This window comes from Paenibacillus sp. PK1-4R (assembly GCF_030369595.1).
Classification (GTDB): Bacteria; Bacillota; Bacilli; order Paenibacillales; family Paenibacillaceae; genus Paenibacillus.
In genome coordinates this window covers 3,797,888-3,822,995 of sequence record NZ_CP126535.1, presented here as the reverse complement: position 1 = coordinate 3,822,995, position 25,108 = coordinate 3,797,888, and the positions used below count along the sequence as shown (strand labels likewise).

The following is a 25,108-nucleotide window of genomic DNA, read 5'->3' as shown; positions in this document are numbered from 1 at the left end:
ATAGGGGTCACTCCTCTATTTATATCCAGCTTGTTTTTTTATACTATTTAATGTACCAATAGGTATATCCTTGTTTCCATGAACAGGCACAATAACTGATTTTCCATTCGGACCCTTTAACTTAACATGGCTTCCGTTCTGACTAACGATTTCGAAGCCATCTTTTTTTAGAAATTTAACTATATCCTTTCCACTTGTTTGACCAGCAGGGAATTTATTTTTTCCAAAGAGCTGCAGGTCCATCTTCAAAGAACCACTCTTACTTGTAGCTGATTTTTTTACCGCTTTTGCCGCTGCCTTTTTTGCAATTTTCTTTGAAACGACTTTAACAACTTTCTTCACAACAACTTTTACAACAACGACAATAATAAACACAACAAAAGGGTTGTTTCCATCATCATCTACATATAAAACTGGATTATTTAGACCATAGCTGTATCCATTTCGATTCAGCGGGTTATCTAGATCCAAATCTTGTTCCGAGTCCAACGAGATAAAGGAACCAAGCTGCGGATTGTAGTTTCTTGACATCAGGTAATACAATCCGGTTTCTGCATTGTATCTATAACTAGCATAACGGTATGGGTTTTCATCCGCTAGCGCGCCACTCTGATTTACAATATTCCCCCATGCGTCGTATTCATACTGTGCTACTTCGTTACCAGTCTGATCCGTTAAACTAACGACATCCCCATGACCGTTTAAGTGGTAATAATAGGTATGCCCATCTTTAGTCATTGCTACCGGACTTCCACTTTCATCCCACGTGTACTCTCGAAGTGTTTTGTTATTTCCATCGGTTTCATAGATGACTTCATCGCCATCATAGAAGAAATTCGTCGTTCCGGACTGACCAATGGACTGGATACGTCGCCCTTGTTCATCATAACTATAGTGTTGTATTCTCTGACCAGATTGATCTTGTACTTCAATTAATTGATCTAGTGCATCATATATATACGTTTGTTTTCCATCGTTTAATAGGTTTCCATTATTGTCATACTGATAAGCTTGTCCATTAACAGAAGTTAATTGATTGGCGTTATTATGCTCGTATACAGTGGTTTGCTCCTGTCCATTGGTGACAACTACTTTTAGTGTCCGATTACCCACGTCGTCATAGTGGTATTTAATTGTTGTACCATCGGGTAGAGTTTCTTGTTCGAGTTGGTTAAGCACATCGTACTCATACACTGTATCACCTAATTCTGAATGAATTGTCTTTACATTCTCATTAGAGTCATACGTGTATTCGTACTCGCGAAGCACACTTCCTGTGCTCGAGTAATCACCGTAAGTGCGCAACAGTTCCCCAGTATCGTAGTCAGCCTTGGTTACAATTCCGTTTGCTCGATCGGCTTGTTCCATTGCAGCCATATCATTGTACTGATAAGAAATGAGTTTTTGATTATCCTTGCTTATACTTTTCACTTGATCTAACTCGGTGTAATCATAAGTCACAGTAGACGAATGTGCACCAGTTGTATAAGAGAGCTCCTGAAGTCCACTATTCGCATTATAGTTATACGACTTTTGATGTCCTCTATCTACCTCTGTTTCAGGTAATCCATCAGACTTATACGTAAAGGAACGAGCACCACTGTTTACATTGACTAGTAATCCATTTTCATCATATTCATAAGCCCACTTTTGTTGCCCGTCTATACTTATAGTTTTTAGTTGATCCAAGGCCGTGAATGTCGTAGAGATTGTGTTCCCATTAGGAGTCGAGGTCTCCATTAGGTTGCCATTTGAATCATATTTGTTATCGGTCACATTGCCAATGGCATCTGTCTTTTTCATTAACTGATTTTGACCGTTGTACTCATACTGAACTACAGCCTGTTTTGAATTAATCGTTTTAGTCAAGTTTCCGGCTGTATCATACTCATACGTTGTCTCTTTTTGCTTCGGATCAATTACAGCTTTCAGGCGATTTAACTTATCATAATGGTAATCGGTACGATTGTTATTTCCGTCGGTATTTGCGATCATATTCCCAACCGTATCGGTTGTCACTGTTGTTGTATTTCCTGCTGCATCTATTACCGATTTGATATCGTTACCTTTATCGTCGTAGCTGTACGTTTCTATCGATTGGTCTGGATACGTCGTCTTTTTTAAGTTTCCATAGGCGTCATATTCATAACGCGTAAACTTTTGCTTGGCATCCACGATGGTTTCCAAATCACCAGCTGCGGTATACGAGTAATTGGTAACATTTTGTCTAGGATCAATCTCTTTGAGAACATGATTCAGGCCATTGTACTCATATGTTGTAACATTTCCAACCTCATCAGTTTCAGTCAGAACATTACCTTTACTATCATATGTCTTCTCAGCAACAGTTCCATCTGGATTGGTTACTTCCTTGACATTGTAGTTTGCGTCTAGGACAAACTGAGTGATTTCACCCTTTGCATCTTGGATTTTCTCCGTCACGAAGTTAGAGTTCAGCGTATAGTTTGTCGTATGGCCGTTTGCATTTGTTACGTTTGCTGTACGTGCAGTGGTGTCATATTTGTACTGGGTTGCCGGCCGATCACTTGCATCTGTAACCGAAACCGTTGAAGGTTCCTGCACTTTAACCAAGTACTCTTGATCATAGGTATACGTGGTTAATCGATTATTTGGGTCAAAAATGGTTTTAATGTAAATTCCACCATAACTAAACTGAGTTCGGCTATAAGTGCCATCCTCACTATACTGATCTACAGTGACTAGCTTTCCATTTTGGTACGTATAATCCGTCTTACGCCCTTCTAAAATGGCATAATCGACTAACCCATCTGAAGTATATTCAAATGCAATGGTACGTCCTGATGGGTCCTCTATACCCGTTAGTGCTCCGTCCCCATTCCGTTTATACGTAATTCGGTTTCCATGCATATCTTGTTCATAACTGAGTTTGGCTTGAGTGATGCTTACTTGATCATCGTTAGAAACCGTATCGAAATGCATCAGGTATCCATGTTTGTCCGTTAACTCATAACCCGTCGTGGCCCCTGAGCTACTTTTCACCTTTTTTAGTGTCAGATATTCGCCAGCTGAAGGCGTATACGTATTGTTTGATGCGTTATATTTGAAATCATAAGCAGATCCAGTGTGGTCTGTAAACAATACGTCTCCGGTTTTATAAGCATCTACGATGGTTTCACCACCCGTATAATACCATCCGAAGCCAAAGGGTGAAGATTCGCTAGATTTTGAGTTATATGTCCGCATGAAATCTACGGAGGTATCTCCTCTACCCTTTAAGGAATAATCATTGAACTGGATGATATTGTTCCCCGTGCCCAAATTGGTATAACTAGTTCCGTTAGCTATCGGATGACTATCATATGTCCAATAATCTTTTAGACCAAGTCGGCTAGCAGAGGTGTATGTCACGCTTAAAAGCGGCGTGTAATCCGGATTGGCCGTGTCATCACCGGATATAAACTTCTTGTAGCTGTTTGTTGTTTCTGAATTGCTTTTCAACATAAAACCTTTGTTTGTTGTGGGGTCATTTATCCACTTTTCTAGCATATTGGCAGGCAAGGACCACTTATAGTTTGCTGAAAGTGATGTTAAAGGTCCGACAGAAGTTGTAGCCACCTGCGAAGCATTGAAATCTCCACCCTGCTTACTCCACAAGTTCGTAGCATCTGCATACATCCAGGATGCAGAGTACTCCGTCCATGCTTTATTTACACTATTTAGTGTGATATCTACATTAGTATTATTTGAAACGGACGCTAACCAGAGGTTCAAGTCAGCCGTTAACACCTTTGCCCCCTGTGGGATGGTCGATGTGTCGAACTGAATAAGAGAACGGATGACATTAGAGCTAGTAGCGTCTTTATATAGACCTACCCCTAGTGTGGTGTCGGTTGCTCCAGTCTGTTTGGGAAAAGCACTACGTATATTGGTATCCGCTAAGCGGTATGTCGGTTGAAATTTAACAATGGTCGGATCGATGGTGACTGGGTATACACGGGACGCATCATTAAGCCATGCGATACTTGGGATCACGTCAATGTATAACTGTCCCTTTTTCTCTTTCAATTCATAGTGAATATCGTAGGAAAGAGATTCTTCAGGGTAAGCATTAACTCCCTCTACCTGCTGATAGCCTTCAGGAATAAAAGAGTCATACATCAACGGTTTATCGATGATATATTCAATATCCCCAGTAGATGGGTTAACTAAGGAAACGGAGCCATCCTGTTCCTGGCGATAATCCAGATTACCTAGAGTTAAGGCAAAGGAGTAAATCACTGACTTTTTGCCTGTCGGCTTTTTGCTGAGTTTAAGCTCTTCTTTGAGTCTATCGTTTCCCAGGGTATAAATTAAATCAGTATCGGGATAAAGCCCCTTATACGTCATTACATTATTCTTAACAATCCCTGCAGGCTTTGTGCTAGAGATACTTTGCGTGGTTTTTACCGGATTTGTCTCCGCTACTGGGTTTAAGCCAATGCTGAATTTATCCTCTTTGATCTCAACCAAATCGTCAGAAGTAGAGTGTTTCTTGTTCATTTCTACTTTGAATTCATGATCATTATTGTAAGCCGTTTGACTCGTCGTGTTTAAGCGATTATCAATAGGCTTCCACTCTTCATTAGAGGAATCTTGATAGTGAATGGGAGTTTCAGAAATTTGAGTTGTGTACGTTCCATTCTCATTTGCGAATGTCTTAGATTTTTCACTTCGGAGCGAAGCAATCTCTTTTGGGGTGTTGTTGGACGACAAGTTAGAATCGTCGGAAATGTTGCTTTCTTGAAGCGTTGATCTTTCGGCTGAGGGGCTCCCCCAAGCAGTGGTATTATGGAGCGATGATGTAGAAATTAAGGAACCAGCAATAATTAAGCTGAGAACCTTATTCCAAAACTTGTGTTTCTTTTGCATGTTGTATCCCCTTGTCTTTTTTTTTAGAGCAAGAAGAGTTATACCATATAATTGGAATATTTACTAAAAGAAAAATTTTCCAAGTGTTTGGACTGGACAAATATCGATTCGGCTGAAAAGGATCATCATTGTCAAATTCAAGAGTTTGCTCTAGAGAAGCTTTGATTAGAGGTTTTAAGTTACAGTGCTGTGCATGAAAGATCCATTTAAACTGAATCTTATTATCATCTGAGTTTTAATCCATAGGAGTATAGTTTGATCTAAATAATTCGGCTTGGTTCCTTAAAACAAAAAGCCGCTATAATAGCGACTTTAATGGTAAAATGTTCATGTCACTCAACATTATCCCTTATTCTATGGCTATTCATTTCTTAAGTGAGGCATTATCTGTATATAGCCGCGCTCATTACGAGCATAATCAAGGAACTAAAACTGCAATTAGAGCAGCAGAACAACGATAAATTTTAGATCCTTGCCTCCCCAGAGTTTACTGGGCCAAGTAACCCCGGTAGCATCAGCCCGATCGTCCTTCAGACCTTCAGCTTCATTATCTCAAAAGAACAAAAAAACGCTTGAAAAACCCAAGCGCGAGGTGTTATTCATTATAGAATAGTGGCGAAGTCCCTTTAAGCACTCAGTTCCAGAAATACTGCATCTTCTTATACCCGACATCCCATACTTTCAAGTCGCCCTTAATAGTAAGCTTCAGCTCGTTTCCCGGTTCAAGTGGAATCTCGAATAACGACGGGAACAGATCAGGATCAGTACGCTGAAGTTCTCCAGAACTGCTCAAGATCTCCCGGCCATCCAGGGTCATGCTGATGCTTCCGGAATAATTCGTTGGTTCCGGAATGCCGTAATCGAAGGAGAAAATTGTCTGCCCCTCAGACTTGTACGTGAACGTCTTGGAATCTCCACCTTCAGCGCCATACATGTTTGAATCGGGCGTCACCTTCAGTCCGTTGATTAGGATGCTGTCCGGCTTGTCTCCGGCGGATGAATGGCCCGAAGTATCCGTCCATTCGTTGATCGCTGTAAACGGGCCCTCTACTTTTGTTGTTATTTTGTCTACCGCCGCCCCTACTCCCCATAAAGCTATAAAAAGAACCATACCCGATATAGCCGTTGCCACCAGATTGCGCCCGAGGTTGCGGTAACGGAAACCAAGCTTGTATGCCCCAAAACCGAGGGCTGCTCCAATTGAATTCTGAAGAGCGTCGTTGATATCGAAGCTGCCCAGGAATGTAAGGGCTTGGATCGTCTCCAGCACAAGAATCGCTATGAAGAATACGGTGATGAACCGGACGAAGCTGACCCGGTACAGCCATGGTATCAATATACCGAAAGGTATAAACGCAATAGTGTTCCCGAAACCCACCATACTCATAAGGCTGGGATGAAGAAGTTCGGATGGAGACGGCAAACTAATGAAGTTATCGGGCATAAAAATAAAGGTGTAGCCGGAAGTATGCTCTGAAGCCTCTCCTCTGCCGAAAGCGAAGAACATAAAATAAAGAACAAGCAATGTGTACAATACGGTTACAGTTAGTAAAATCTTGCGTTGATTGACCACGGTTAACTCCTCCACTCTATTTTTCTAACTATTACTATAAATTACTTACCTGGTTCATGCACCCCTTAGCTTAATTAGAATTGCCAACAGGGGTGAGAACGCCGCCTTGTGGTGTCCCTTCATCGGAGCGTCGCCTTACGTTCCCATGTTCATAGTACACTTTTTGCTTGTGTTATCCTCTAGGCAAAGATATTAGCCTAATCGGCAATCGGACGATGTTCTTGTCCTTGGCTCGGGACAAGAACTTGTACCGATAAAATAAAAAAGCCGCTAAAATAGCGACTTTAATGGGAATATGTTCTTGTCCCTCGACAGTTCTAGCTGCATATAAACTCTTAATCCGACATGACACAATGTTCTTATCCTTTTCCACAATGAACCAATTTCTCATTAAAATAAAAAAGCCGCTATAATAGCGACTTTGAATGGAACAATGTTGTCCGGCGATAATTTACATTTGATCAAAAGATCATCGACATTCGACCGTCCCCGATCGGTTAATGTTCTGGGAACGGCCATTATCAATCCTTTTAGTATTTTTCAAGTTCTGTCTTTAAATCCTCAATTAGTATATCGACTTCTAATACAGCAGAATCAGCATTATTTAAGAATATTGAAGGTTTAAAACCCTCTTTTTTTAAATTGGGTAGAAACTCTTCTATGAACTCGTACAAATCCATACTTTTACTTGAGTAAATTTCCCAACCATCAGTTGCACAGTATTCCGCGAATTCTTTCTTAGGCCAAAATGGAAGTAATTTATTACCTTTATCATCTTCAGTAACTGACCAACCATTTTCATAAAGCCCCCACACTTCTTCTGAATCAACTACTTTTTTGATGAAGTATTCATAACGAATATTTGCAGGAAGATTGATGACTGATTCAAATTCTTTCTGATTCATATTTCCTCCTAATGATATTTTATCTTATTTTTCCATTATTATCATATCTATGTTGCGTCTTATGGTTTTTTGTAATATTTAAAACACTGTGTTCGTAACCGTAACCCTTCCTTGCCTCGAAACCACGTTTGTGCTGCATTTGGTAACCTCCGTCTACTTATACTTATCTATCAGTACTTTTAATCTTTCTTTAAACTCATCAGTGTATCTATAGAGGAATAATCCATTTTTATGAAAGTTAACAGACTCTATGAACTTTTTTTGCATGTATACAAGTGAAATTCCATATTCACAAGTTTCTTTATCAATTTTTTCGCTTGGTTTTCTAAATATTCCCTCATCAAAATCAGCATAAGAGCTCCCATTTTTATACTCATATAAAAGAAGTGTCATTGAATATTTTATTTTATACTCCTCTCTTACATCCAATTCTTTAGAGTACTCCTGAAATTCATATGGGTTAATTACTAGTTCTTTCTCAATAAACTCTTTAAATAAAAACAACCAATTGTGATCATTTGTCTCATGATTAGTAGATGTATCGTTTTGAGAAATATCATTATATTTTTTCAATACACTTTCCAAAAACATAATTGTTCCAAAGCTTTGAGATATTTTATTTTTATGGTCTCTTATTCTTTTGTTTAGTTTTTTCCAATCATTTTTCTCTCCATTGTGGACATTTAGTGCTGCTGAATATAGCATCGGTAATTTACCAAATTCTTCAAGGGAGTAATGAGCACATAGATATGCCCTTGCATATTTGTGGTGAGTATATAAAATCTCTGACTCCTCTAATAATTCACATGCATTTTCATAAATTTTAATAAATATATGCTCAATTTCCTCAACTTTTAATTGATTTAAATTCATTAACATCTCCCCTTTGAAAGGTTTCTATTACTTATTTTACTTCTGTATAAAAGATAAAAAAAGTAAAAGCCTTGCATTATCCATTTTTTATACTATTTATTCTGCCCGTTAGTTGAATAAACGCAACCAATCAAAATCAAAATGATCGCTGTACAGAAGCGACATTCACGATAATTAATAAAAGGTATCCAGTGTATTGCTCCCCGTTGTCAAAACACGAGTCGAGAGAAAATAAGTTAACTCCTCTCTGGTTTGAAATTGTAAGTTTTTAAAGCTTTTCGGGTTAGAAATTGTGAATAAACATTGTTTGGAGAAACCCGTTCAGCGATTTGGTGTGGACGTTCACCATTATAGAATTTGATGTAATCTGCAATTTCTTTGCGCAAATCACGGGGTGTTTCAAATTCATTTAAAAAGATGTACCTCGTACTTTAGTGATCTGAAGTATCGTTCCGTACGGCGGCTGTTGTCTGTTGCACGTCCTTTGCCATCCATAGAGACACCCACGTTCTCTTTTTCGAGCAGTTCCAGGTAAGACGCATTAGCGAAATGAGAGTCTTAGTCGCTGTTCATAATCTCTGGTTTACAACGCCCGAAGGCACGTTTGAGACAGGTTAAAACAAACCCTTTTTCCATACGGATGTACGTAATGTCAGTTTCCCACACTTGATTGGGATGATCAATAGTAAGACCACGAAGCAGATAAGGCCGGCAATACTTGACATGCAGGCGCTTGCTAAGGATCGGCTTAGGATACACTACCTTCTAGTCCCATGAGCTGCATCAGGCGGCGTATACGCTTGCGATTTACAGGATAGACTTGATTCTTCAGGATCCTAGTCATCCGGCGATAACCAAAGTAGGGATGCTTCATGTAGATCTCATCGATCCGATGCATGAGCTGCACGTTTTCCTCACTGGGCCGCCTCTCGCTCACCGACCGATACACGCTCGTTCGGTGAGCGGTGAGCAGCACGGCTTGCCGTTTAATGCTTATCTTTGGATGATTCCGTTCGACCATGCTTTGCGCTCTTCCAAAGGTTCATTTGAGGCCAGATTTTTTTGAGCCAGTCGACTTCAACCGTGAGTTGACCGACTAGCTTTTCTAGTAGTTCCTGCCTGCTTTCGTACTCCTTTTTCATTTTGTCCGCTTCACTTGTCCTTTTCTCAAGTAGCATGGACGCACGGCTTAAAAACTCTGTTTTCCACCAGCTAATCATCACGGGACTGACTTCATATTTGGCGCAATCTCGTTTACGTTCTGTTCTTCCTGCAAGACTAGTGATATGGAACTTTTTCCTAGATGAAACGTAGTACTACTAATAACAGTAAGGAGGTGAAATTGTGGGACAATCAAAAAGTGAATACAAAAGAATAAAAAAGATTTTACAACAAGGTAAGCGGGGGCTCAGGAAGATTTCCGGTGTCTTGAGTATAGCATCAATGGGACTTAGTTTTTGGGCAAGAGAAGTTTTTGCAGAGAATCCCCATCCGTGGTATGACATCACCGGGCGCATGGATATAATGCTAATTGGCTTTGCATTGCTACTATCTTTAATGAACATTTACATAAGTGCAACCCTGCGATTTATTGATGTTTACATAGGGGACGGCTATCTTGGTAAATACGGAAAATTGAAGATGATGAAGACTTTAGGAAGCATGTTTATCCCGTTCGTATTTGCAATACATTCACTTGTAACGTTACATCCTCTTTATTTGATTCCTGTAGCAGCAGTTACAGTAACTCATGTAATTCATTCACGTAGAGCTAGTAGATCAAACTAAACCAAATAGATTTAAATTAAAACAGCGCCCATTACCTGGGCGTTTTTTTATCGTGTTGAACCCGAAACTGAGGAAGTCTTAAGCGTTCGAATCCACTCTTTTCATGCATGATCTTTACTGCTTTACCATATGGCTCATTTCTCTTTCTGAACACTTTTTCTTCACTCAAACCTTTGGCCACTCCACACCGGCAACAGGTTGCAATTTCCTCACTTCTTGTCTTGAATTTCGTCTTCCTTGCCAAGATAGTTCCAAGTCCTTAGCTTCGCTTGTTATACTAGATCAATAGCCCCTACCAGCTCATACATGTTCTTTTGGAGGTCGTGGGAGAACTACTTTTGTTTCGAGGTCCAACCTCCTAAAGCAACCACGTTCTCCCGGCCCCCACATCGTAAAACGATCAAAATAAAAGGCCAACCAGTAATCACTGATTAACCTGATAATAAGAAAAGCCGACTAATAACGACTTTATAACACTCTAGTTCCACACATTCCACTTTTTTTATAAATATTTTAGGTATGCTTGCTCCATAGTATCTATGATTTTATCTCTATAGTAGCCGTTTTCCTCTAAATGTGCCCAAAAGTTCAGCTAATTTGCAATCTCAATCAGTAAACTTCCCTCTTTTCTTCTCAAATTCAAGCTCATAATTGGTGGTCCCTCTTGCGAGCAGGACTTTGCTCAGGTCAACTCTACAAATTGTAAATCAGGAACAGCCTTGTACTATAAACTAACAGAAGAATAAAGACTCAATATACTGCATTGGAGCTGCGGTTTAGTTAGCTTGGTATTCCAACTCTTCCGGATCTGGAACGGAGTAATTGAGGATACCTCCCCAATGGATCTATAATCGTGAATTTGCGGCACATAGTCATTCCATCTCATTCTTTTGAATTGGCTAGTAGTAATTGAGTTTAACGGTTGATTTAACATGTGTGAAAAAATCCTCCGCTTAACATGCGATGGAAGTATATACAGATCAATGATGCTTTTCCATCCTTTTTACCCATAGAGCAGTTACTAATGCCTAGACATCTCGTTATACTACTCCTTATATTTTTCAAATTGTGAAACTATCCATTTTTGATTATTTTCTGCAATATATTGCTCGGCATTAATTAATAATTCAATAAGTTCATTTTTTTTGTATTTAGCATATCTTCTTCTAAGTGCCTGTAAGTCTCGATCAGGCTTGATTAAATTGTAATTCTTTGCTGACAAATCTGATTTAAAAGATGAATTCAGTGATTTCCTGACTGTAGTTTTAGCTTTAACATTTTCTTTATAATACTCATAAAGTTCAGAATTGCTTTTAATAGAATTAGGATGAATGCCTTTATTCTCAGTATCAATTTTTTTAGAAAATTCAGCAATATTCCTGTAGGAAATTTTTAAATCCTGTTTTAATAACTCGTCGATAGATCTTTTGCCCAACTCAAAAGTTCTGTTTTTACGTTGAAGATATATACTATCTAACCATGGTTTTTTAGTTTTCTTTCTGGAATTGAATGTTTGGCTCATACGATTCATCCTTTATATACATCTCAATACCTTCAATTTCTTTTAATTCTATTTTAGCTCTCCTCATAGCTAGTTTCATCTTCTTTGCCTCTACTTCTAATCCTAATTCTAAAAAGCGCTTTTCACTTTCCTGTGCCCATGTATGATACTGTTCAATTTCGTACTTGAATTCAGGTTGCGGCACTTTAGCTGCACAACCCATACATGCCATTTTTGTCGGGCAGACTGAATCAATTGTACATATGCCACCAACTACTTTTGAGACAGTCCCAACCTTTTCTTTGTACTCTTCATAGATATCTTTAATTTCTTCAGGGCTTCTCTGAATCCCTTGTTGAATATCAATATAAGACATCCAATTATCATGCAAAGATTCAATTGTCCCTGAGATTTGAATATTTGTTGGTGCAGCATAGTAACTTGTGACACTTTCATCTTTTTGATGTAATAATTTACGCACAATATCGATAGGTAGTTTTTCTGTTTGAGCTGCATGAGTGGCAAAAGCATGACGCAAAAGATGAGTTTTAAGAATAACCTGCTTGCCTTCCTCGGTTTGTATAATTAAGCCATGGGTTAAAAAACGAATTACAGAATTCAAGGTGAACTGATTTATATGTTGGTTATTATATTGAAAAACAAATTTTCTTTTCTCATTCATCAAGTGCTTTCTTGAACTAATACTATAATCTACTGCTGGTAGTGTGTTCGAATTGTAGTGACTCTTTAATTCTTTAATTATCATTAGTATTGTTTGAAAAACACTTTCAGGCATATAGTAATTCTCTAATAAATCTCTACCTTTTGGAATTAATCTAAGAATATAATTTCTTTTTGTAGGCTTTATACTTTTATCCTCCGTAATAATACAACATTCTGGATCATAACTAACTTGTAGAATCTCATTTATTCGAGCACCTGAATAAGATTGAATATCTAATGATAATATCGCAAACATACAAGCAATGTATAGTGGCTCTACATTTATAAAAAGTCGTGAAGTATTATATTGCTGTTTTCTGGTTAGTTGAAAACCCTGAGTCAGTACTCCTTCATTCCTTGATTGAAATGGGTGTATATTTGCTGAAATATCGTGTCCCCACTTTTCTAAAAATGAGATACCTTCAGTCTTTCTTTCATCAGATGCTAGATTAGACCATGCACCTAAAAGACGATTATTTAAAATCTCAAAAAACCATAATCCTTCTCCTTTAGATCCATCTAGAAGATTTATAGATTTAATAAATTCCAAATAATATTCATCGTCTGAATTCTTATTTAAAGTAAAGTAAAGTCTTTCATTTAAATATTCAGATTCTTCATAATCAAAAGAAAAAGGTAAAAAGATTTTCTCATTTTCAACTTTTGCGATCATTTTATTTGTAATTTCACGTAGCCGCTTTATTTGATTCCATCTAAAATGACTTTGTGCTCTAATATCTGGAAGCATTGGAGTTACAGCAGAAGTCTCTTCTTTTCGTTTTTTTTGCGCTGAAGTTACTGCCAAATCTCTAGCTTTATAATCTCTATTATCAAAAGGAAATTCCGGGAATAAAAATTTTGAGAAATGTTCTTGCCGCTCTAATTCAATTCTGTTTTTTAACCATTTAGATACGTTATACAAGAAAGATTTATAATAAGAGATTAACATTTGTCTTTGTCTGTTCGTATGATCTTCATAAATTTGGCCAGATAAGTATTGATGAAAGTGTGTGTAGTTTAGATCTTCAATGTTCACCAAATCAAATGCATCAAAAATTTCCTTAAGGCGTTTGTTTAAAATGGACATCATATTGTTTATAGAAGCAGGGGATAATTCACGATCCGTAGCACATAAAACTGCTAAAGAAAATTGATTCAACCAGGGGCTTTCCAAACAATATTTGTAAATGTAATTTAAGCTTTGCTTATTTAGTATATCCCAGAGGTAGTCATCATTAACATTTTTTAAATGAAGTATTTCCTTATCAACAATTCCAAACAGTTTTTTATACCAGTCTTTTTCGACTATATTCTCAGATTCCATTTCCTATTCCATCCCCTTATAAAACTCATTAATCCATTGAATCTCTTCTGTTGGTAAAACTGAACTAGATAATTGTTCACCTTCACTGGAACTATGAGAATTTTTCAAATATTCTTGTTCATATTCCTGCATTTTTTTAGCCATGTTTTCATGTATCTCTCTGAACAAGGCCTCATTAAAGTAATGTTCATATACTTTTATAGTCTCAGGATCTTTCCACTTCATATAATTTATTAATTCATTTTTCTTCATTTCGATTTCCCCGCCATCACTAGCTGTATCATAAATATTTCTAATCATGTTAGTAACAAACCAGTGTCGAGTTTTGTGTATGTTCATTTTTATTTTAGCTTGAGTAATGATTTTAGACCATTGTGAGTAAAATGCATTATAGTTGTAGGCATCACCTCTCCTTGTAAGAAAAATTACTTCACTATCGGAAAGTTTTGTAAATGATTGTTTTTCATGAGCGTATGTCTTTCTCTCGCCATTAACATATCTGATTAATAGCTTCAAAGTGTCTTGAGAAAACCTAAGAAACTTAATTCTCCTTTTCTCACTTCCTTTATTAAGGGTAGCTATCTCATATTGATTTATCCGTTGCCGATAATCCCCAAGTGTTAACTCAAGAATTTCATTTATTCTAGCACCAGTTTCAAAAAGCATTCTTATTACGACTTCATCTCTTAAAGACCAACCAATCTCTGAACCAGCTCTGTAAATGATATAAGGAAGATCATGATCTGCAATAATATTTGGCTTCCAATCATTTGCTACAAGTTTAAAATAGGAATCTGATTGACTGCGATATGAAGAATCAGATGGAATCTCTGTTCCTGCTATTTTAGGTAATCGTGGTTTATTCTCACGCATGCTTGTAGGACTAAAACTCCCAACAGAAATACTATAATCAGCATCAACTAAAGGATTTTGAAATTCGTACAATTTTAGATGTAATGCAGTTTTATAGAACGATTTAATGGCAGCTAGAAAGTGATTAATAGTCTGAGAACTTTTTTTAGTCATTATTACGTACTGGAAATTTTCTTTAGACCTTAACTTACAGCCCATCTGATAAATTAGGTAATCCTCGACCGCTGTTCTTATAGCCATGTGACTATCAGACCACTTGACTCGGGTACCTTGGTAATTACTACTTTTTGCAAGCCATGAAAAGAATCTCTCCAAAGTTATTAAATAAGATAACGCTGAACTCTCACTAATTCTTTTCTGTTGATAATAATAGAACTCTGTCAAAGGTAAAAACAGCTCATTTTCTCTATTGAATACGAGAATTGAATACTTACTTTGAACGTTCATAGGACACTTGATATGATAATAATCGCCCGCTATGAATACCCCTCCTTTTGTGACACAATATATAAGATGGTTATAATTTTATATGTAATTAAGAATAATATCTACTAAATATTACATTGTATTTTGTACATATGTATATAGATCGATTTTACTATAAGATCTTCTTCTCCATCATGTGTTGTATGTTGTACATTGAAATAATCCCTAAAAAGCGACTTCAATGGGAATATGTTCTTATCCCTCGACATCTTGTCCCTCGACAGCTACAAGCGGATTCCTTTGTCTATCGCCTCAACATCTCTCCACTAATTTTTGATGTCCGTAAAGGTATACAAAAAAGGATCGTTAGCATTTCTGCAACGATCCCTATTGTCATCCGTTAGTTGTAAACCGCAGTTGATCATGTTGATTAAGCTAATATCTCCCGTTAGTTTAATCGAATCTGTAAAGCCCTTTATCATTCTGTAATTTGCTTGATCACCTTGGCTGGATTACCCGCGACTATCGTGTTTGCTGGCACATCTTTTGTTACAACTGAACCAGCAGCCACAATGGAATTATTACCTATTGAAACACCTGGAAGAACTGCACAGTGCCCTCCAATCCAAACATTATTTCCTATCGTTATAGGAATACCGTAACCAGATTTATTTCGGTCCTTGGGGTTGACATTATGACCTGCCGTGTAAATGCCGACATTAGGTGCGATCATGCAATCATCACCGATATGAACCTCCGCCATATCCAATATGGTGCAATTGTACCCGGCATAGAAGTTACGACCAACATGAATGTTATAACCCAAATCACAATGAAAATTATGATCAATGCTAAAACCTTCACATACGCTGCCAAATAGTTCTCGAATCAATCGTTCTTTCTCTTGTCCATCTTCCGGATCGCAGTCATTATAAGCCTTCACAAGCTTTTGGGCCCGTATGCTTTTCTCTCGTAGTTCAACCGTTCCTCGTTCATAATAGACCTTTTCTTTATCTTCTTTCATTTTTTCCTCCAGGCAACATGGTTTTACTAATTATATACTAGCCAGTACCTAAGTTGAAACTAACCTGCCCGTTAGCTTAATGAAACCGATAAAGAATTTTATCAATATTGGTACCATATTCTTAACCTTTTCAACAATGAACTAGTTCTTTGCCTTTGGTCGAAAAAACCTAGTTCCTGAAACAAAAAATCGTTATTCAAGTGAAGTCTTATATTCATATGCTTTTATCCCGCCACAATAGTTCCACTTAGAACTTTTTAGATAACTAGCTAATCCGAAATGACACAATGTTCTTGTCCTCATCTCGGGACAAGAACTTGGTTCCTTAAAACAAAAAAAACCGCTAAAATAGCGACTTTGGATGGAACAATGTTCTTGTCCCTCGACATCCCACCACCATTGCTGCCGCTCTCTCTCAGTTTTTTTATAATTTCCCCTTTCTTGCAGTAAAAAAGCAATTCGGATTTAATCCGAATTGCTTTTTTTTCGATCGAATTCATAATAACTTTAAGCCTTGCGAAGCATTTGTCTCTCGCTCAGCTGTGAAAGCATATCCTTCGTCATGGCCTTCAGGTCGTAGCGAGCATGAAATCCCCATTCTGTTTTCGCTGCTGTCGCATCAATGGAATGCGGCCAGCTATCGGCAATCGCCTGTCTCTTCGGATCAATGTCATAATCGAGGATAAAGCCGGGAAGCTCATCCCGAATCGCTGCAGCGATCGCCTCCGGATCCACGCTCATTGCGGTGACATTAAATGAATTTCGGTGTATCAACCGGGAAGAATCCGCTTCCATCAAATCGATGATAGCGTTCAGGGCATCCGGCATATACATCATGTCCATGTTTGAGTCCTTGGCGATATAAGATGTATACCGGCCAGTCGTCACGGCTGCGTAATAAATTTCCACGGCGTAATCCGTCGTTCCTCCGCCGGGAGGCGTCATATAAGATATCAAACCCGGGAATCGCAGCCCCCTAGTATCCAGGCCATATTTGTGAAAATAATAATCACAAAGCAGTTCGCCGGACACTTTGTTCACGCCGTACATCGTATTGGGCCTCTGGATCGTATCCTGAGGGGTATTGTCTTTCGGAGTCAAAGGACCAAAAGATCCAATGGAGCTTGGAGTGAAAAATTGGCAGCCGAGCTCCCTGGATATTTCAAGTGCATTCATCAATCCGCCCATATTCAAATTCCAGGCAAGCAGCGGTTTCTCCTCTGCGGTAGCCGACAGCAGCGCAGCCAAATGGATGACGGTATCAACTTCGTACCGCTTGGCGATTTCGAACATCGCCTTATCATTCGTCACGTCCAGCAGCTCGAATGGCCCGGATCGGGTAATTTCGTGGGCTGATGACCTGAGATCCGTAGCAACGACGTGATCCGCACCATAAATTTCACGTAATTTAACAACTAACTCAGAACCGATTTGGCCCAGTGCTCCGGTCACCAAAATCTTGTACATAAGACATTCCTCCCGAAATGTACTCCCGCGAATGCAGCTAAATCAGCTTCATTTCCTTGCCAACTTTCTCATAAACGGAGATCACCTGGTCGAGCATCTCCTTGGTATGGGCAGCTGTCGGCATGTTGCGTATTCTTCCGGTTCCTTTCGGAACCGTCGGAAACAGGATTGCCTTGGCGTAAACGCCTTCTTCATAAAGCCGTTTGCTGAACTGTTGGGTGGTTACTTCATCGCCAATGATACAAGGTGTGATCGGCGTTTCGCTTTGGCCTACATCATATCCAAGCCGGCTCAAGCCATTTTTCAAATCATTGCCGTTCTCCCACAGCTTCTCGATCAGCTCTTTGTCATTCATCAAAATGTCGACAGAAGCGCTGCAAGAAGCGATTGCAGCCGGAGGTAGCGATGTCGAGAACAGAAACGGACGGCTTCTCAGCTTCAACCATTCGATCAGTTGTTTTTTACCCGCCACATAACCGCCGACAACGCCAATCGCCTTGGAAAGAGTACCAATTTGAAAGTCAATGCGGTCGGACAATCCAAAATGCTTCACGGTTCCTGCACCTGCTCCGAGAACGCCCGAACCGTGGGCATCATCCACATAAGTAATCAGATCGAATTCTTCTGCTATTTTCACGATTTCAGGCAGCTTTGCTATATCACCATCCATGGAGAAAACCCCGTCGGTGATGACCATAATTTTATGGTACTGACCGGATTCCTTGGCATCTTTCGCCTGCTGTCTTAAATCATTCATATCCGAATGCTTAAAGCGAATCACCTTGGCTCTCGACAGGCGGCAGCCATCAATAATCGAAGCGTGGTTCAGCTCATCTGATAAAATCGCATCATGCTGGTCCATTACCGCGGATATAGCAGCCATATTGCAGTTAAATCCCGATTGATACACGATAACGGCTTCCGTTTTTTTGAAACGGGCCAGTTTTTCTTCAAGCTCAATATGAAGATCCATCGTACCATTAATTGTTCTCACAGCCCCTGCGCCTGCCCCGTATGTCTGCGACGCCTTAACTGAAGCATCAATCAGGCGGTAATCTGTTGCCAGTCCCAAATAGTTATTGGAAGACAAATTGATTAGGGACTTTCCGTCGATACTAATAACAGGACCATTTGCACCCTGCAGCGTATCGATGACGTTATATAGACCTTTAGTCTTTAGATCTTCGATGTTCGAACTTAAAAATTGGTCCAATGCTTGACTTGACATTCCATTCCCTCCTCGATATACGTATGTCCTCGTACAGGAGACATAGTATTCTTCAAAAAAACCCTGTTATAAAAGGAAATAAACTAATTTCAATGTATCATCATTTTTGTTTTCTGTACACATGTGGCGGACAAAAAAATATCCGCAAAAAAAACATAGCGATTGCTTCCCCCATTCTCGGAAGCAATCGCTACTAATCTTTGCTTATATCTTTTGCTGCTCGGTAGTTTGCGATACCATGCCGATTAGATACACGACTAATCGGTAATAGGAACAGGTTCTTGTCCAATACGGTAATCGGTACAAGTTCTTGTCTTCGGCTCGGGACACGAACTTGTACCGATAAAATTAAAAAGCCGCTAAAATAGCGACTTCAATGGGAATGTTCTTGTCCCTCGACAAGTTCCCTACCAAAAAATAAAAAACTTATCAGCTGATATCCGGTCCCAATTACAGGTTCCACAGAAAAACTGATTCCTTGTTTTTTTATTAAGCTATCGTTCCCGTTAGCTTAATGACTTGTGACACCTTTCACCGTGATGAATTCATTCAAATGCTAAGTAAATACATCATTATACAAACAAAAAAACCACTCCCGACATGAACTGCACCCCAATTGTTAGACACAACTACCAATTGGAGGTGCAGTTTTTTATGACTGAATCAGTTCAGAATTTCTCCCTGAATCGCTAGGCTTCTAATCGCCTTAAATCGTTCTACCTCTATGGTTTTGCCGAAATAATCGGCTGGATCAACGTCTTCCATCAGTCCCCATTCGACCATATCTGGCGTACGGGTCAGCAATTTCCGATGCGACTATCGAGAATCCTCTCTATCGCTGGATATTCCTCGAATCTTCTTTCGATGAAATGTTGAATAACCGCCCCGTAAAGGGGCGGTTTTCTTAAGCTTGCATAAATGCTTCTAACGGTTCCAGAATCGCGAACGTCTTCTTTGCATCCTTCTTCCGTTGCTCATCATAGAGTTTGGTCAACTCTTCGAATGATTTAGCTTTAATCTTGGTATAACTCGATTTGGTGTATCTGATTATGTACGTCTTTACCCCTTCCTCTTCACTCCACTCGTAAACGACATCATATTTGTCTCTCAAATTCTTTAAATGAAGTGACCGGCGCAACACTGCAAAGTGTTCTTCAATGGCTTCATCGCATTCCTCCATAATCTTCTCGTATGTGCAGCCAACTCGCATCAGAATCTCCGATGCCCGTTCATCGCCGTATCTCGCGAGAAATTCCTTCAACGAAACCAGCGCATATAGCAATATTTGTTCCTTGTCATTCGGATTCCTGTATTCATAACAGCCTACAACCAAATTGCGGTCGGTCATCTCCTCCTTACTGAATTGCATATTAAACAAATACTCGAGTATCTTTTGCTTCATAACGGTTTCCAACATCTGTTCTTTATCAATCCTGATGCCCGTTGTCACCCACGGAAACGGTAGTTGGCCGTTACCTTCACGCGGTATGCTACCCCTAAGATTCAAAATCGGCATATCCGTAGCAATTGCGTACGACCTGTTATATCCTTCGCCCGCGAATATTTCCTGTTCTTCTAGCATGTGTCCTGCCTCCTTTTAATACCAAGTTCCATTCGGCGACTATTGCATATCCATAAAACTACCACTTTTTTGTGCTGGTCTCTTATTAGTTCATCTGCGCTTTTCATTAACCCACGAAGATATTTCTGGGACATATTGTATCATATGAGAACAATAAGTCCATCTATTGGTTCCGTTATCCTGCCCGTTGGCTAATGCCGGCTGCCAGTCTACAACTTTATTTACACGGTCTAATACTTTATTTTTCAGTCTAACAATTTATTTTCACAGAACAGCTGAAGCCCAGGCGACCGGCACGCCGCTGCTCTCTTCAATCCGGACGAGATCCGCGCAACTTCATACATAGTGCCCAACGGTGCAGCTCACACACCCAGGACGTTCCTATTAAGCTAACCTGCCCGTTAGCTTAATGAAATAGTTGTAAACTTTAGTTAGATATTTACCTAATCGGTAATTGGACTATGTTCTTGTCCATTTCGGCAATCGGTACAAGTTCTTGTCCTTGGCTCGGGACACGAACTTGTACCGATAACAAAAAAAGTCGCTAAATTAGCGACTCCAATAGGACTATGTTCTTGTCCCCCGACATCAATCAATCGCGACTGCTTGCTAAGAGAACTTGTACCGATAAAATAAAAATCCGCTTAAATAGAGACTTTCAAAGTTCCTCAACAGCTCCTCCAGGAAGTGTCCAACGGCCTCTATCTCTATTTTGAACTATTATAGTGTTTGTTTGATCAGTTTTGATCAGTGATTACCGCATATGCTACATCGATTCTTTTCAAAATACTGATCTCCTTTCAAATAAATAAAAACGCTGTAACTGCAGGATCAAGTACAGCGCACGTCAACATGACAAATAAGCGTAAAAATGTGCTTCCCTACCATGGCATGTTTACTACAACTCGATAATGATGATCAACCAATACCACACTAACCCGCCTGTTAGCTAAATAGAAGCAGTAGATCATTGATCTAGCTGCTTCTTTGTATATTAAGCTATCGTTTTTCGTTAGCTAATGCATTAATGCTAAGAAATTATAGAAGATATCCCTCACGTTTTTTTGGTTAATAACGTTCTGCACCCTGCACCTAGTCCAGAACGTTATTAACATTTGAGCAGGTCTATATCAATAATTAAGTTCGAGTGATGAACCTGTTTACACAGTGGCAGAAATCCACTCTCTCACTCACTATTTCAATTAAATGCTATCTCAACAAGAAGCACGACTCCTGTTTCTGTATTCGTTTTATGCTTTTCGGGACAAAGCCATCGCATCAGCCTTCTGCTGCGCTTCCCTTTTATGTTTCTCAAAGATAGGCATTGCTTCTTCGAGGCTTTTTATTATCACTTGTGGTGGGATAGGTACTTCAGCTTCAGCAAGTAATTGTTTTAATTCTGGTAGCTTTGAAAAAATACAGTAGGCAGGCTGGAAGCTCTGTTGTCTCCAGCTTTCAGCAATTGAGCCTGCATCATAAGCGTCATAACCAAATTCCTCAACCAAGTTCATAATTAAAACCTTCGCTTCATGATCGTCACTACACACCGGAAGTGCAAACCGTTTTTCAGCACCTTTTGGACGAGCGTATTCGTCAAATTCACTCATCATAATGTTGTTGAATGCCTTTACTGTACGCGCTCCTGGAAAATGTTCAGACACCCACTGCGTGGTTGGTTTCCCGTCTAAAATTTCTTGAATATCCCCATCCCGTATGAGAGCATAATTGTTGGTGTCAATGAGAATCTTGCCTTTCAGTTTATCCGTAGCAAATGAAGGGACAACATTCATTGGGGTTGCGAGGATAATAATGTCCCCCCAAGCCATAACATCATTTACATGCATAGCCTGTGCACCTATTTGCGTGGCTGTCTCTGCCAAGGCTTCAGGACTGCGGGAACTCGAAACAGCAACTTCGTGACCAAGTTTGTTGAATAGTGGGCCTAATGTCTGCCCCACTTGACCTACGCCAATAAATCCAATTTTCATAATATTTTAATCCTCCGAATCTTTGTATTGTTTTTGTATTGCTAAACTAATGCTTTCTCACCTTTACCAAATAGAGACTGAAGTATGGCGCTCCGTTAACAAGTAATTGGTATGCAAAGGTGTGTCTAAAGCGATGCGGATAGACGTTAGCCTCAACCTCCCCGCGTCCTGCAAGCTGCGTTAAAGCCCACCTTAACGTTGGGATGGCCATTCTCTTTACTGGGTTTGTTTCGGTGGCGAATAGCGCCTTACAGGACCTTTTATTGGAATCCAGGGAAATCAGACAAATTGGTATTTAAATTTCTTATCTAATGAATTAGTAAGAATTGACTGAACTCATCTCATTCTTACTTCTAAAATTGTTCTTTTATCACATCAGCTAATAGCTTAAAAGAATGCATTTGTGCCTCTTGATAGTATATAAAACTATTTACCATAATTTCATCAATTTTTACTCGTTCTCTTAACTCTTTTAATTGTCTAGATACAGTGTCTTGACTACCAATTAATGACAATCCCGTCATTCTCTCTACAGCTTCACGTTCTCTGTTTACAATACCTTCTATTTCAAAAGCAATTGGTCCAAAATGAGGCACTTTAGTAGCCGTAATATAGTCTTTCCATACGTCTTCTTCATTTTTAGGTGGTAAAATCCCCTTTTGCTCATTTGTAACTAGACCTAAAACAGCTTGTGTTTGAGAAGTTGCTAATCGCTTCGCTTCTTCGTCCGTGTCAGCTACTATCGCATTCAGTGCTAAAATGACATAAGGTTCTTTTAATTCGCTGGATGGTTTAAATTCCTCACGATAAATACGAATCGACGCCTCCATTGCAGCTGGCGCAAAATGAGCCGCAAAGGCATATGGTAATCCTAATTTAGCTGCTAGATGGGCACTATCCGTACTTGAACCTAAAATATATTTTGGAACTTGTAATCCTGAAGCAGGATATGCTTGAACAACTGATGTCCCTTTAAAATAGCTATCTAATTCAGCGATCTCTTTTTCAAAATCAGGATTCAAATCTGTTGTCCGTCTTAATGCCCTAGCCGTATGAATATCAGTCCCTGGAGCTCTTCCAAGTCCTAAATCTAATCTTCCAGGATAAAGCGTTTCAATTGTCCCATATTGTTCCGCAACTAAATAGGGACTATGGTTAGGAAGCATAACGCCACCTGATCCAACTCGAATTTTCTCTGTTTGTGCTAGAGTGTGTTGAATCAACAGTTGTGTCGCACTACTTCCTATTGCTTTGCTATTATGATGTTCTGCAATCCAATATCGCTCATATCCATAACTCTCTGCTTTTTTTGCTAAGTTAATTAAATCTTGATAAGCTTCTCTATAAGTTTGACCTTCTCTAAGATAAGCTAAATCTAAAACAGAAAATTTAATTATATTCATGTCCTTTTTATCTATTTTGTTCATTATTATTCGCTAAAGTTTTTACCAACTCTACTACCTTTCTTGCTGTTTCACGAGCTTTTTCAGCATATTCACGAGAAATGTCTTCGTTGATACGAGTACCATAACTCACGCCGTAAAGAATTTCATACCCTGATAATTCCATACCAGTTGCTTCTACTATCCCTTTAATCGGTAATAATAAATCTGATTCAGAAACAGCGTTCTCCCCTTTATAGTAAGATTCAGGAGCTCCCGCAGTCATCAATAGTACCAGTTTTTCCCAACTAATGCTTTTCCTTTCGGTCCATGTGAGAAACCATTTAAAAAGACATCTTCAATCCATTTTTGTAATAATGCTGGCATGCCGTACCAAAAAATTGGATATTGAAACACTATAACGTCTGCTTCTACTAATTTAGCTTGTTCTTTTTCTACATCAAAAATGTAATTTGGAGACAGTACATCTAATCGATTGACTTCTGCTTCTGGCAACAATTTTATTAATGTCTCAAATGCGGCTCTATTTGCTACTGATTCTTTCTCAAAATCTGGATGCCCAGATACTAATAATATTTTATTCATTTATTTTTCCTCCTATGACACCTTGATAATGTCGATGTTATAGGGGATACTTTAATTATGAACCTTTACATTGTCAATGTTATAGTATTAACTTAGACATAAAGGAGGCTTTGTCAATGTATCAAGGAAATAACCCAACTGCTCTACAATCTCAACAGTTATTATTAGATACGTTCATTCAATTGTTAGAACAAAAAAAATTTAAAGATATTTCTATTAGTGAAATTTGTTGTAAGTCTGGCGTTTCAAGACAAACATTTTATAGTTTATTTAAAACAAAAGAAAATTTATTACTTCATCAACTTCAACTAACTTCTCGTGAGAAAAAGCCGAATAAACATGCATCAAAGATAACATTAATGGAAAGTTGTCAGTTATTTAGCGAATTTATCATTGAACGAGAAAAAGAAGTTTCACTGCTTATAGATAATGATTTAATGGATATATTAAAAATATTAATATTCCAAGAGACAGAAACGTGTAAGGATAGTTTTATAATATTATCTGATCAAGAAGCTGGTTTGGCATTAGATTTTATGGCTGCGGGATTAGCCCAATTAGCGAAATCTTATTTAACATATAGAAAAAAGCCAGTTCAAGATGAACTGACTCAATTAGCTTATAAAATTCTATCGGGTAGTATTTATAGAAATATTTAATCAATAAAAAAATCCTATCTAAGCAAAAAAGATTTCATGCTTAAATAGGCGATCCACCATCATTCAGGTGCACCCGTGTTTTAGCTCATATGTAGTTATAATATCCAGATGTGCCGTACATGCCTGTCCAGTGAATTCCATAAAGTGTTCAACCACCTTCGCTAGAAAGCCCACCAATTTCACTTTGCGCGGTGCTATGTCCGTCAAGTTTCGATGACCTTGCTGAATTCTGTACTTCAGCGCCGCCTGCACCGGAAACTCATGCAACCTCCGCAAAAATTTCGCCAGCGTCTCTG

20 protein-coding genes and 1 pseudogene are annotated in these 25,108 nt (G+C 38.8%); 2 read left to right on the top strand and 19 right to left on the bottom strand.

Annotation, left to right across the window (positions count from 1 at the left end; translation table 11 throughout):
• Positions 1-15 precede the first annotated feature (15 nt).
• The 8 genes and pseudogenes from QNO02_RS16520 to QNO02_RS30315 form a co-directional block, all read right to left on the bottom strand.
• Complete coding sequence (locus QNO02_RS16520; protein WP_289389363.1) at positions 16-4,890, bottom strand: type II toxin-antitoxin system HicA family toxin; 4,875 nt, start codon at positions 4,888-4,890, stop codon at positions 16-18.
• A 634-nt stretch (positions 4,891-5,524) separates the two neighbouring features.
• On the bottom strand, positions 5,525-6,463 hold the full coding sequence (locus tag QNO02_RS16515) for a VanZ family protein (protein WP_289389362.1): 939 nt from the start codon (positions 6,461-6,463) through the stop codon (positions 5,525-5,527).
• A 530-nt stretch (positions 6,464-6,993) separates the two neighbouring features.
• Positions 6,994-7,368, bottom strand: coding sequence for a DUF2750 domain-containing protein (locus tag QNO02_RS16510; RefSeq protein WP_105408720.1), 375 nt, complete (start codon positions 7,366-7,368; stop codon positions 6,994-6,996).
• 19 nt (positions 7,369-7,387) lie between these two features.
• Positions 7,388-7,510: pseudogene (locus QNO02_RS16505) on the bottom strand (polymorphic toxin type 8 domain-containing protein); the annotation flags it as partial.
• Positions 7,511-7,521: 11 nt separating this feature from the next.
• Positions 7,522-8,241, bottom strand: coding sequence for an AbiV family abortive infection protein (locus QNO02_RS16500; protein WP_289389360.1), 720 nt, complete (start codon positions 8,239-8,241; stop codon positions 7,522-7,524).
• Positions 8,242-8,477: 236 nt separating this feature from the next.
• Positions 8,478-8,660, bottom strand: a complete 183-nt coding sequence (locus QNO02_RS30325) for an IS3 family transposase (RefSeq protein ID WP_353959127.1) — start codon at positions 8,658-8,660, stop codon at positions 8,478-8,480.
• Positions 8,661-8,989: 329 nt separating this feature from the next.
• Positions 8,990-9,139 carry an IS3 family transposase gene (locus tag QNO02_RS30320; protein WP_353959126.1) on the bottom strand — a complete coding sequence of 50 codons (150 nt, stop codon included), beginning with the start codon at positions 9,137-9,139 and terminating at the stop codon, positions 8,990-8,992.
• 88 nt (positions 9,140-9,227) lie between these two features.
• Positions 9,228-9,464, bottom strand: coding sequence for a hypothetical protein (locus tag QNO02_RS30315; RefSeq protein WP_353959069.1), 237 nt, complete (start codon positions 9,462-9,464; stop codon positions 9,228-9,230).
• Positions 9,465-9,585: 121 nt separating this feature from the next.
• On the opposite strand from QNO02_RS30315, the gene QNO02_RS16490 reads away from it, so the two are divergent.
• Entirely contained in the window at positions 9,586-10,029 is a 444-nt protein-coding gene (locus QNO02_RS16490) for a hypothetical protein (protein ID WP_289389359.1), read from the top strand.
• Between the two features lie 1,045 nt (positions 10,030-11,074).
• Here QNO02_RS16490 and QNO02_RS16485 read toward each other — a convergent pair.
• From QNO02_RS16485 to QNO02_RS30305, 11 genes are all read right to left on the bottom strand, one after another.
• Positions 11,075-11,551 carry a hypothetical protein gene (locus QNO02_RS16485; protein WP_289389358.1) on the bottom strand — a complete coding sequence of 159 codons (477 nt, stop codon included), beginning with the start codon at positions 11,549-11,551 and terminating at the stop codon, positions 11,075-11,077.
• A complete protein-coding gene (locus QNO02_RS16480) occupies positions 11,517-13,577 on the bottom strand; it encodes a site-specific integrase (RefSeq protein ID WP_289389357.1) in 2,061 nt (686 codons plus the stop codon). The genes QNO02_RS16485 and QNO02_RS16480 overlap by 35 nt, the downstream gene beginning before the upstream one ends.
• Before the next feature lie 3 nt (positions 13,578-13,580).
• Positions 13,581-14,690 carry a tyrosine-type recombinase/integrase gene (locus QNO02_RS16475; protein WP_289389356.1) on the bottom strand — a complete coding sequence of 370 codons (1,110 nt, stop codon included), beginning with the start codon at positions 14,688-14,690 and terminating at the stop codon, positions 13,581-13,583.
• 664 nt (positions 14,691-15,354) lie between these two features.
• Positions 15,355-15,900 (bottom strand): sugar O-acetyltransferase, encoded by a 546-nt coding sequence (locus QNO02_RS16470; RefSeq protein WP_249913629.1) that lies wholly within the window; start codon positions 15,898-15,900, stop codon positions 15,355-15,357.
• 507 nt (positions 15,901-16,407) lie between these two features.
• Positions 16,408-17,367 (bottom strand): L-threonine 3-dehydrogenase, encoded by a 960-nt coding sequence (locus QNO02_RS16465; protein WP_289389355.1) that lies wholly within the window; start codon positions 17,365-17,367, stop codon positions 16,408-16,410.
• 37 nt (positions 17,368-17,404) lie between these two features.
• On the bottom strand, positions 17,405-18,595 hold the full coding sequence (locus QNO02_RS16460) for a glycine C-acetyltransferase (RefSeq protein WP_289389354.1): 1,191 nt from the start codon (positions 18,593-18,595) through the stop codon (positions 17,405-17,407).
• A gap of 904 nt (positions 18,596-19,499) precedes the next feature.
• A complete protein-coding gene (locus tag QNO02_RS16455; protein ID WP_289389353.1) occupies positions 19,500-20,177 on the bottom strand; it encodes a hypothetical protein in 678 nt (225 codons plus the stop codon).
• A 1,250-nt stretch (positions 20,178-21,427) separates the two neighbouring features.
• Positions 21,428-22,165 (bottom strand): NADPH-dependent F420 reductase, encoded by a 738-nt coding sequence (locus QNO02_RS16450; RefSeq protein WP_289389352.1) that lies wholly within the window; start codon positions 22,163-22,165, stop codon positions 21,428-21,430.
• A gap of 353 nt (positions 22,166-22,518) precedes the next feature.
• Positions 22,519-23,568: an LLM class flavin-dependent oxidoreductase gene (locus tag QNO02_RS16445; protein ID WP_289389351.1), complete on the bottom strand. Its 1,050-nt coding sequence runs from the start codon at positions 23,566-23,568 to the stop codon at positions 22,519-22,521.
• 7 nt (positions 23,569-23,575) lie between these two features.
• The gene (locus tag QNO02_RS30310; protein WP_353959068.1) at positions 23,576-23,836 is read right to left on the bottom strand and encodes a hypothetical protein; all 261 of its coding nucleotides are present in this window, start codon (positions 23,834-23,836) and stop codon (positions 23,576-23,578) included.
• Positions 23,833-24,153 carry an NAD(P)H-dependent oxidoreductase gene (locus QNO02_RS30305; RefSeq protein WP_353959067.1) on the bottom strand — a complete coding sequence of 107 codons (321 nt, stop codon included), beginning with the start codon at positions 24,151-24,153 and terminating at the stop codon, positions 23,833-23,835. The genes QNO02_RS30310 and QNO02_RS30305 overlap by 4 nt, the downstream gene beginning before the upstream one ends.
• 116 nt (positions 24,154-24,269) lie before the next feature.
• Between QNO02_RS30305 and QNO02_RS16435 the strand changes: the two genes are divergently transcribed.
• On the top strand, positions 24,270-24,812 hold the full coding sequence (locus tag QNO02_RS16435) for a TetR/AcrR family transcriptional regulator (protein WP_289389350.1): 543 nt from the start codon (positions 24,270-24,272) through the stop codon (positions 24,810-24,812).
• Positions 24,813-25,108 lie beyond the last annotated feature (296 nt).

What these genes read in the sequence shown, in the direction of transcription:
- QNO02_RS16460 (WP_289389354.1), bottom strand. Translation starts at nt 18,595, where the DNA reads ATGTCAAGTCAAGCATTGGACCAATTTTTAAGTTCGAACATCGAAGAT.
- QNO02_RS16450 (WP_289389352.1), bottom strand. Translation starts at nt 22,165, where the DNA reads ATGAAAATTGGATTTATTGGCGTAGGTCAAGTGGGGCAGACATTAGGC.
- QNO02_RS16445 (WP_289389351.1), bottom strand. Translation starts at nt 23,568, where the DNA reads ATGAATATAATTAAATTTTCTGTTTTAGATTTAGCTTATCTTAGAGAA.
- QNO02_RS16465 (WP_289389355.1), bottom strand. Translation starts at nt 17,367, where the DNA reads ATGTACAAGATTTTGGTGACCGGAGCACTGGGCCAAATCGGTTCTGAG.
- QNO02_RS16520 (WP_289389363.1), bottom strand. Translation starts at nt 4,890, where the DNA reads ATGCAAAAGAAACACAAGTTTTGGAATAAGGTTCTCAGCTTAATTATT.
- QNO02_RS16480 (WP_289389357.1), bottom strand. Translation starts at nt 13,577, where the DNA reads ATGGAATCTGAGAATATAGTCGAAAAAGACTGGTATAAAAAACTGTTT.
- QNO02_RS16485 (WP_289389358.1), bottom strand. Translation starts at nt 11,551, where the DNA reads ATGAGCCAAACATTCAATTCCAGAAAGAAAACTAAAAAACCATGGTTA.
- QNO02_RS16455 (WP_289389353.1), bottom strand. Translation starts at nt 20,177, where the DNA reads ATGCTAGAAGAACAGGAAATATTCGCGGGCGAAGGATATAACAGGTCG.
- QNO02_RS16435 (WP_289389350.1), top strand. Translation starts at nt 24,270, where the DNA reads ATGTATCAAGGAAATAACCCAACTGCTCTACAATCTCAACAGTTATTA.
- QNO02_RS16500 (WP_289389360.1), bottom strand. Translation starts at nt 8,241, where the DNA reads ATGAATTTAAATCAATTAAAAGTTGAGGAAATTGAGCATATATTTATT.
- QNO02_RS16475 (WP_289389356.1), bottom strand. Translation starts at nt 14,690, where the DNA reads ATGGCTATAAGAACAGCGGTCGAGGATTACCTAATTTATCAGATGGGC.
- QNO02_RS16470 (WP_249913629.1), bottom strand. Translation starts at nt 15,900, where the DNA reads ATGAAAGAAGATAAAGAAAAGGTCTATTATGAACGAGGAACGGTTGAA.
- QNO02_RS16510 (WP_105408720.1), bottom strand. Translation starts at nt 7,368, where the DNA reads ATGAATCAGAAAGAATTTGAATCAGTCATCAATCTTCCTGCAAATATT.
- QNO02_RS30320 (WP_353959126.1), bottom strand. Translation starts at nt 9,139, where the DNA reads ATGCATCGGATCGATGAGATCTACATGAAGCATCCCTACTTTGGTTAT.
- QNO02_RS30305 (WP_353959067.1), bottom strand. Translation starts at nt 24,153, where the DNA reads ATGAATAAAATATTATTAGTATCTGGGCATCCAGATTTTGAGAAAGAA.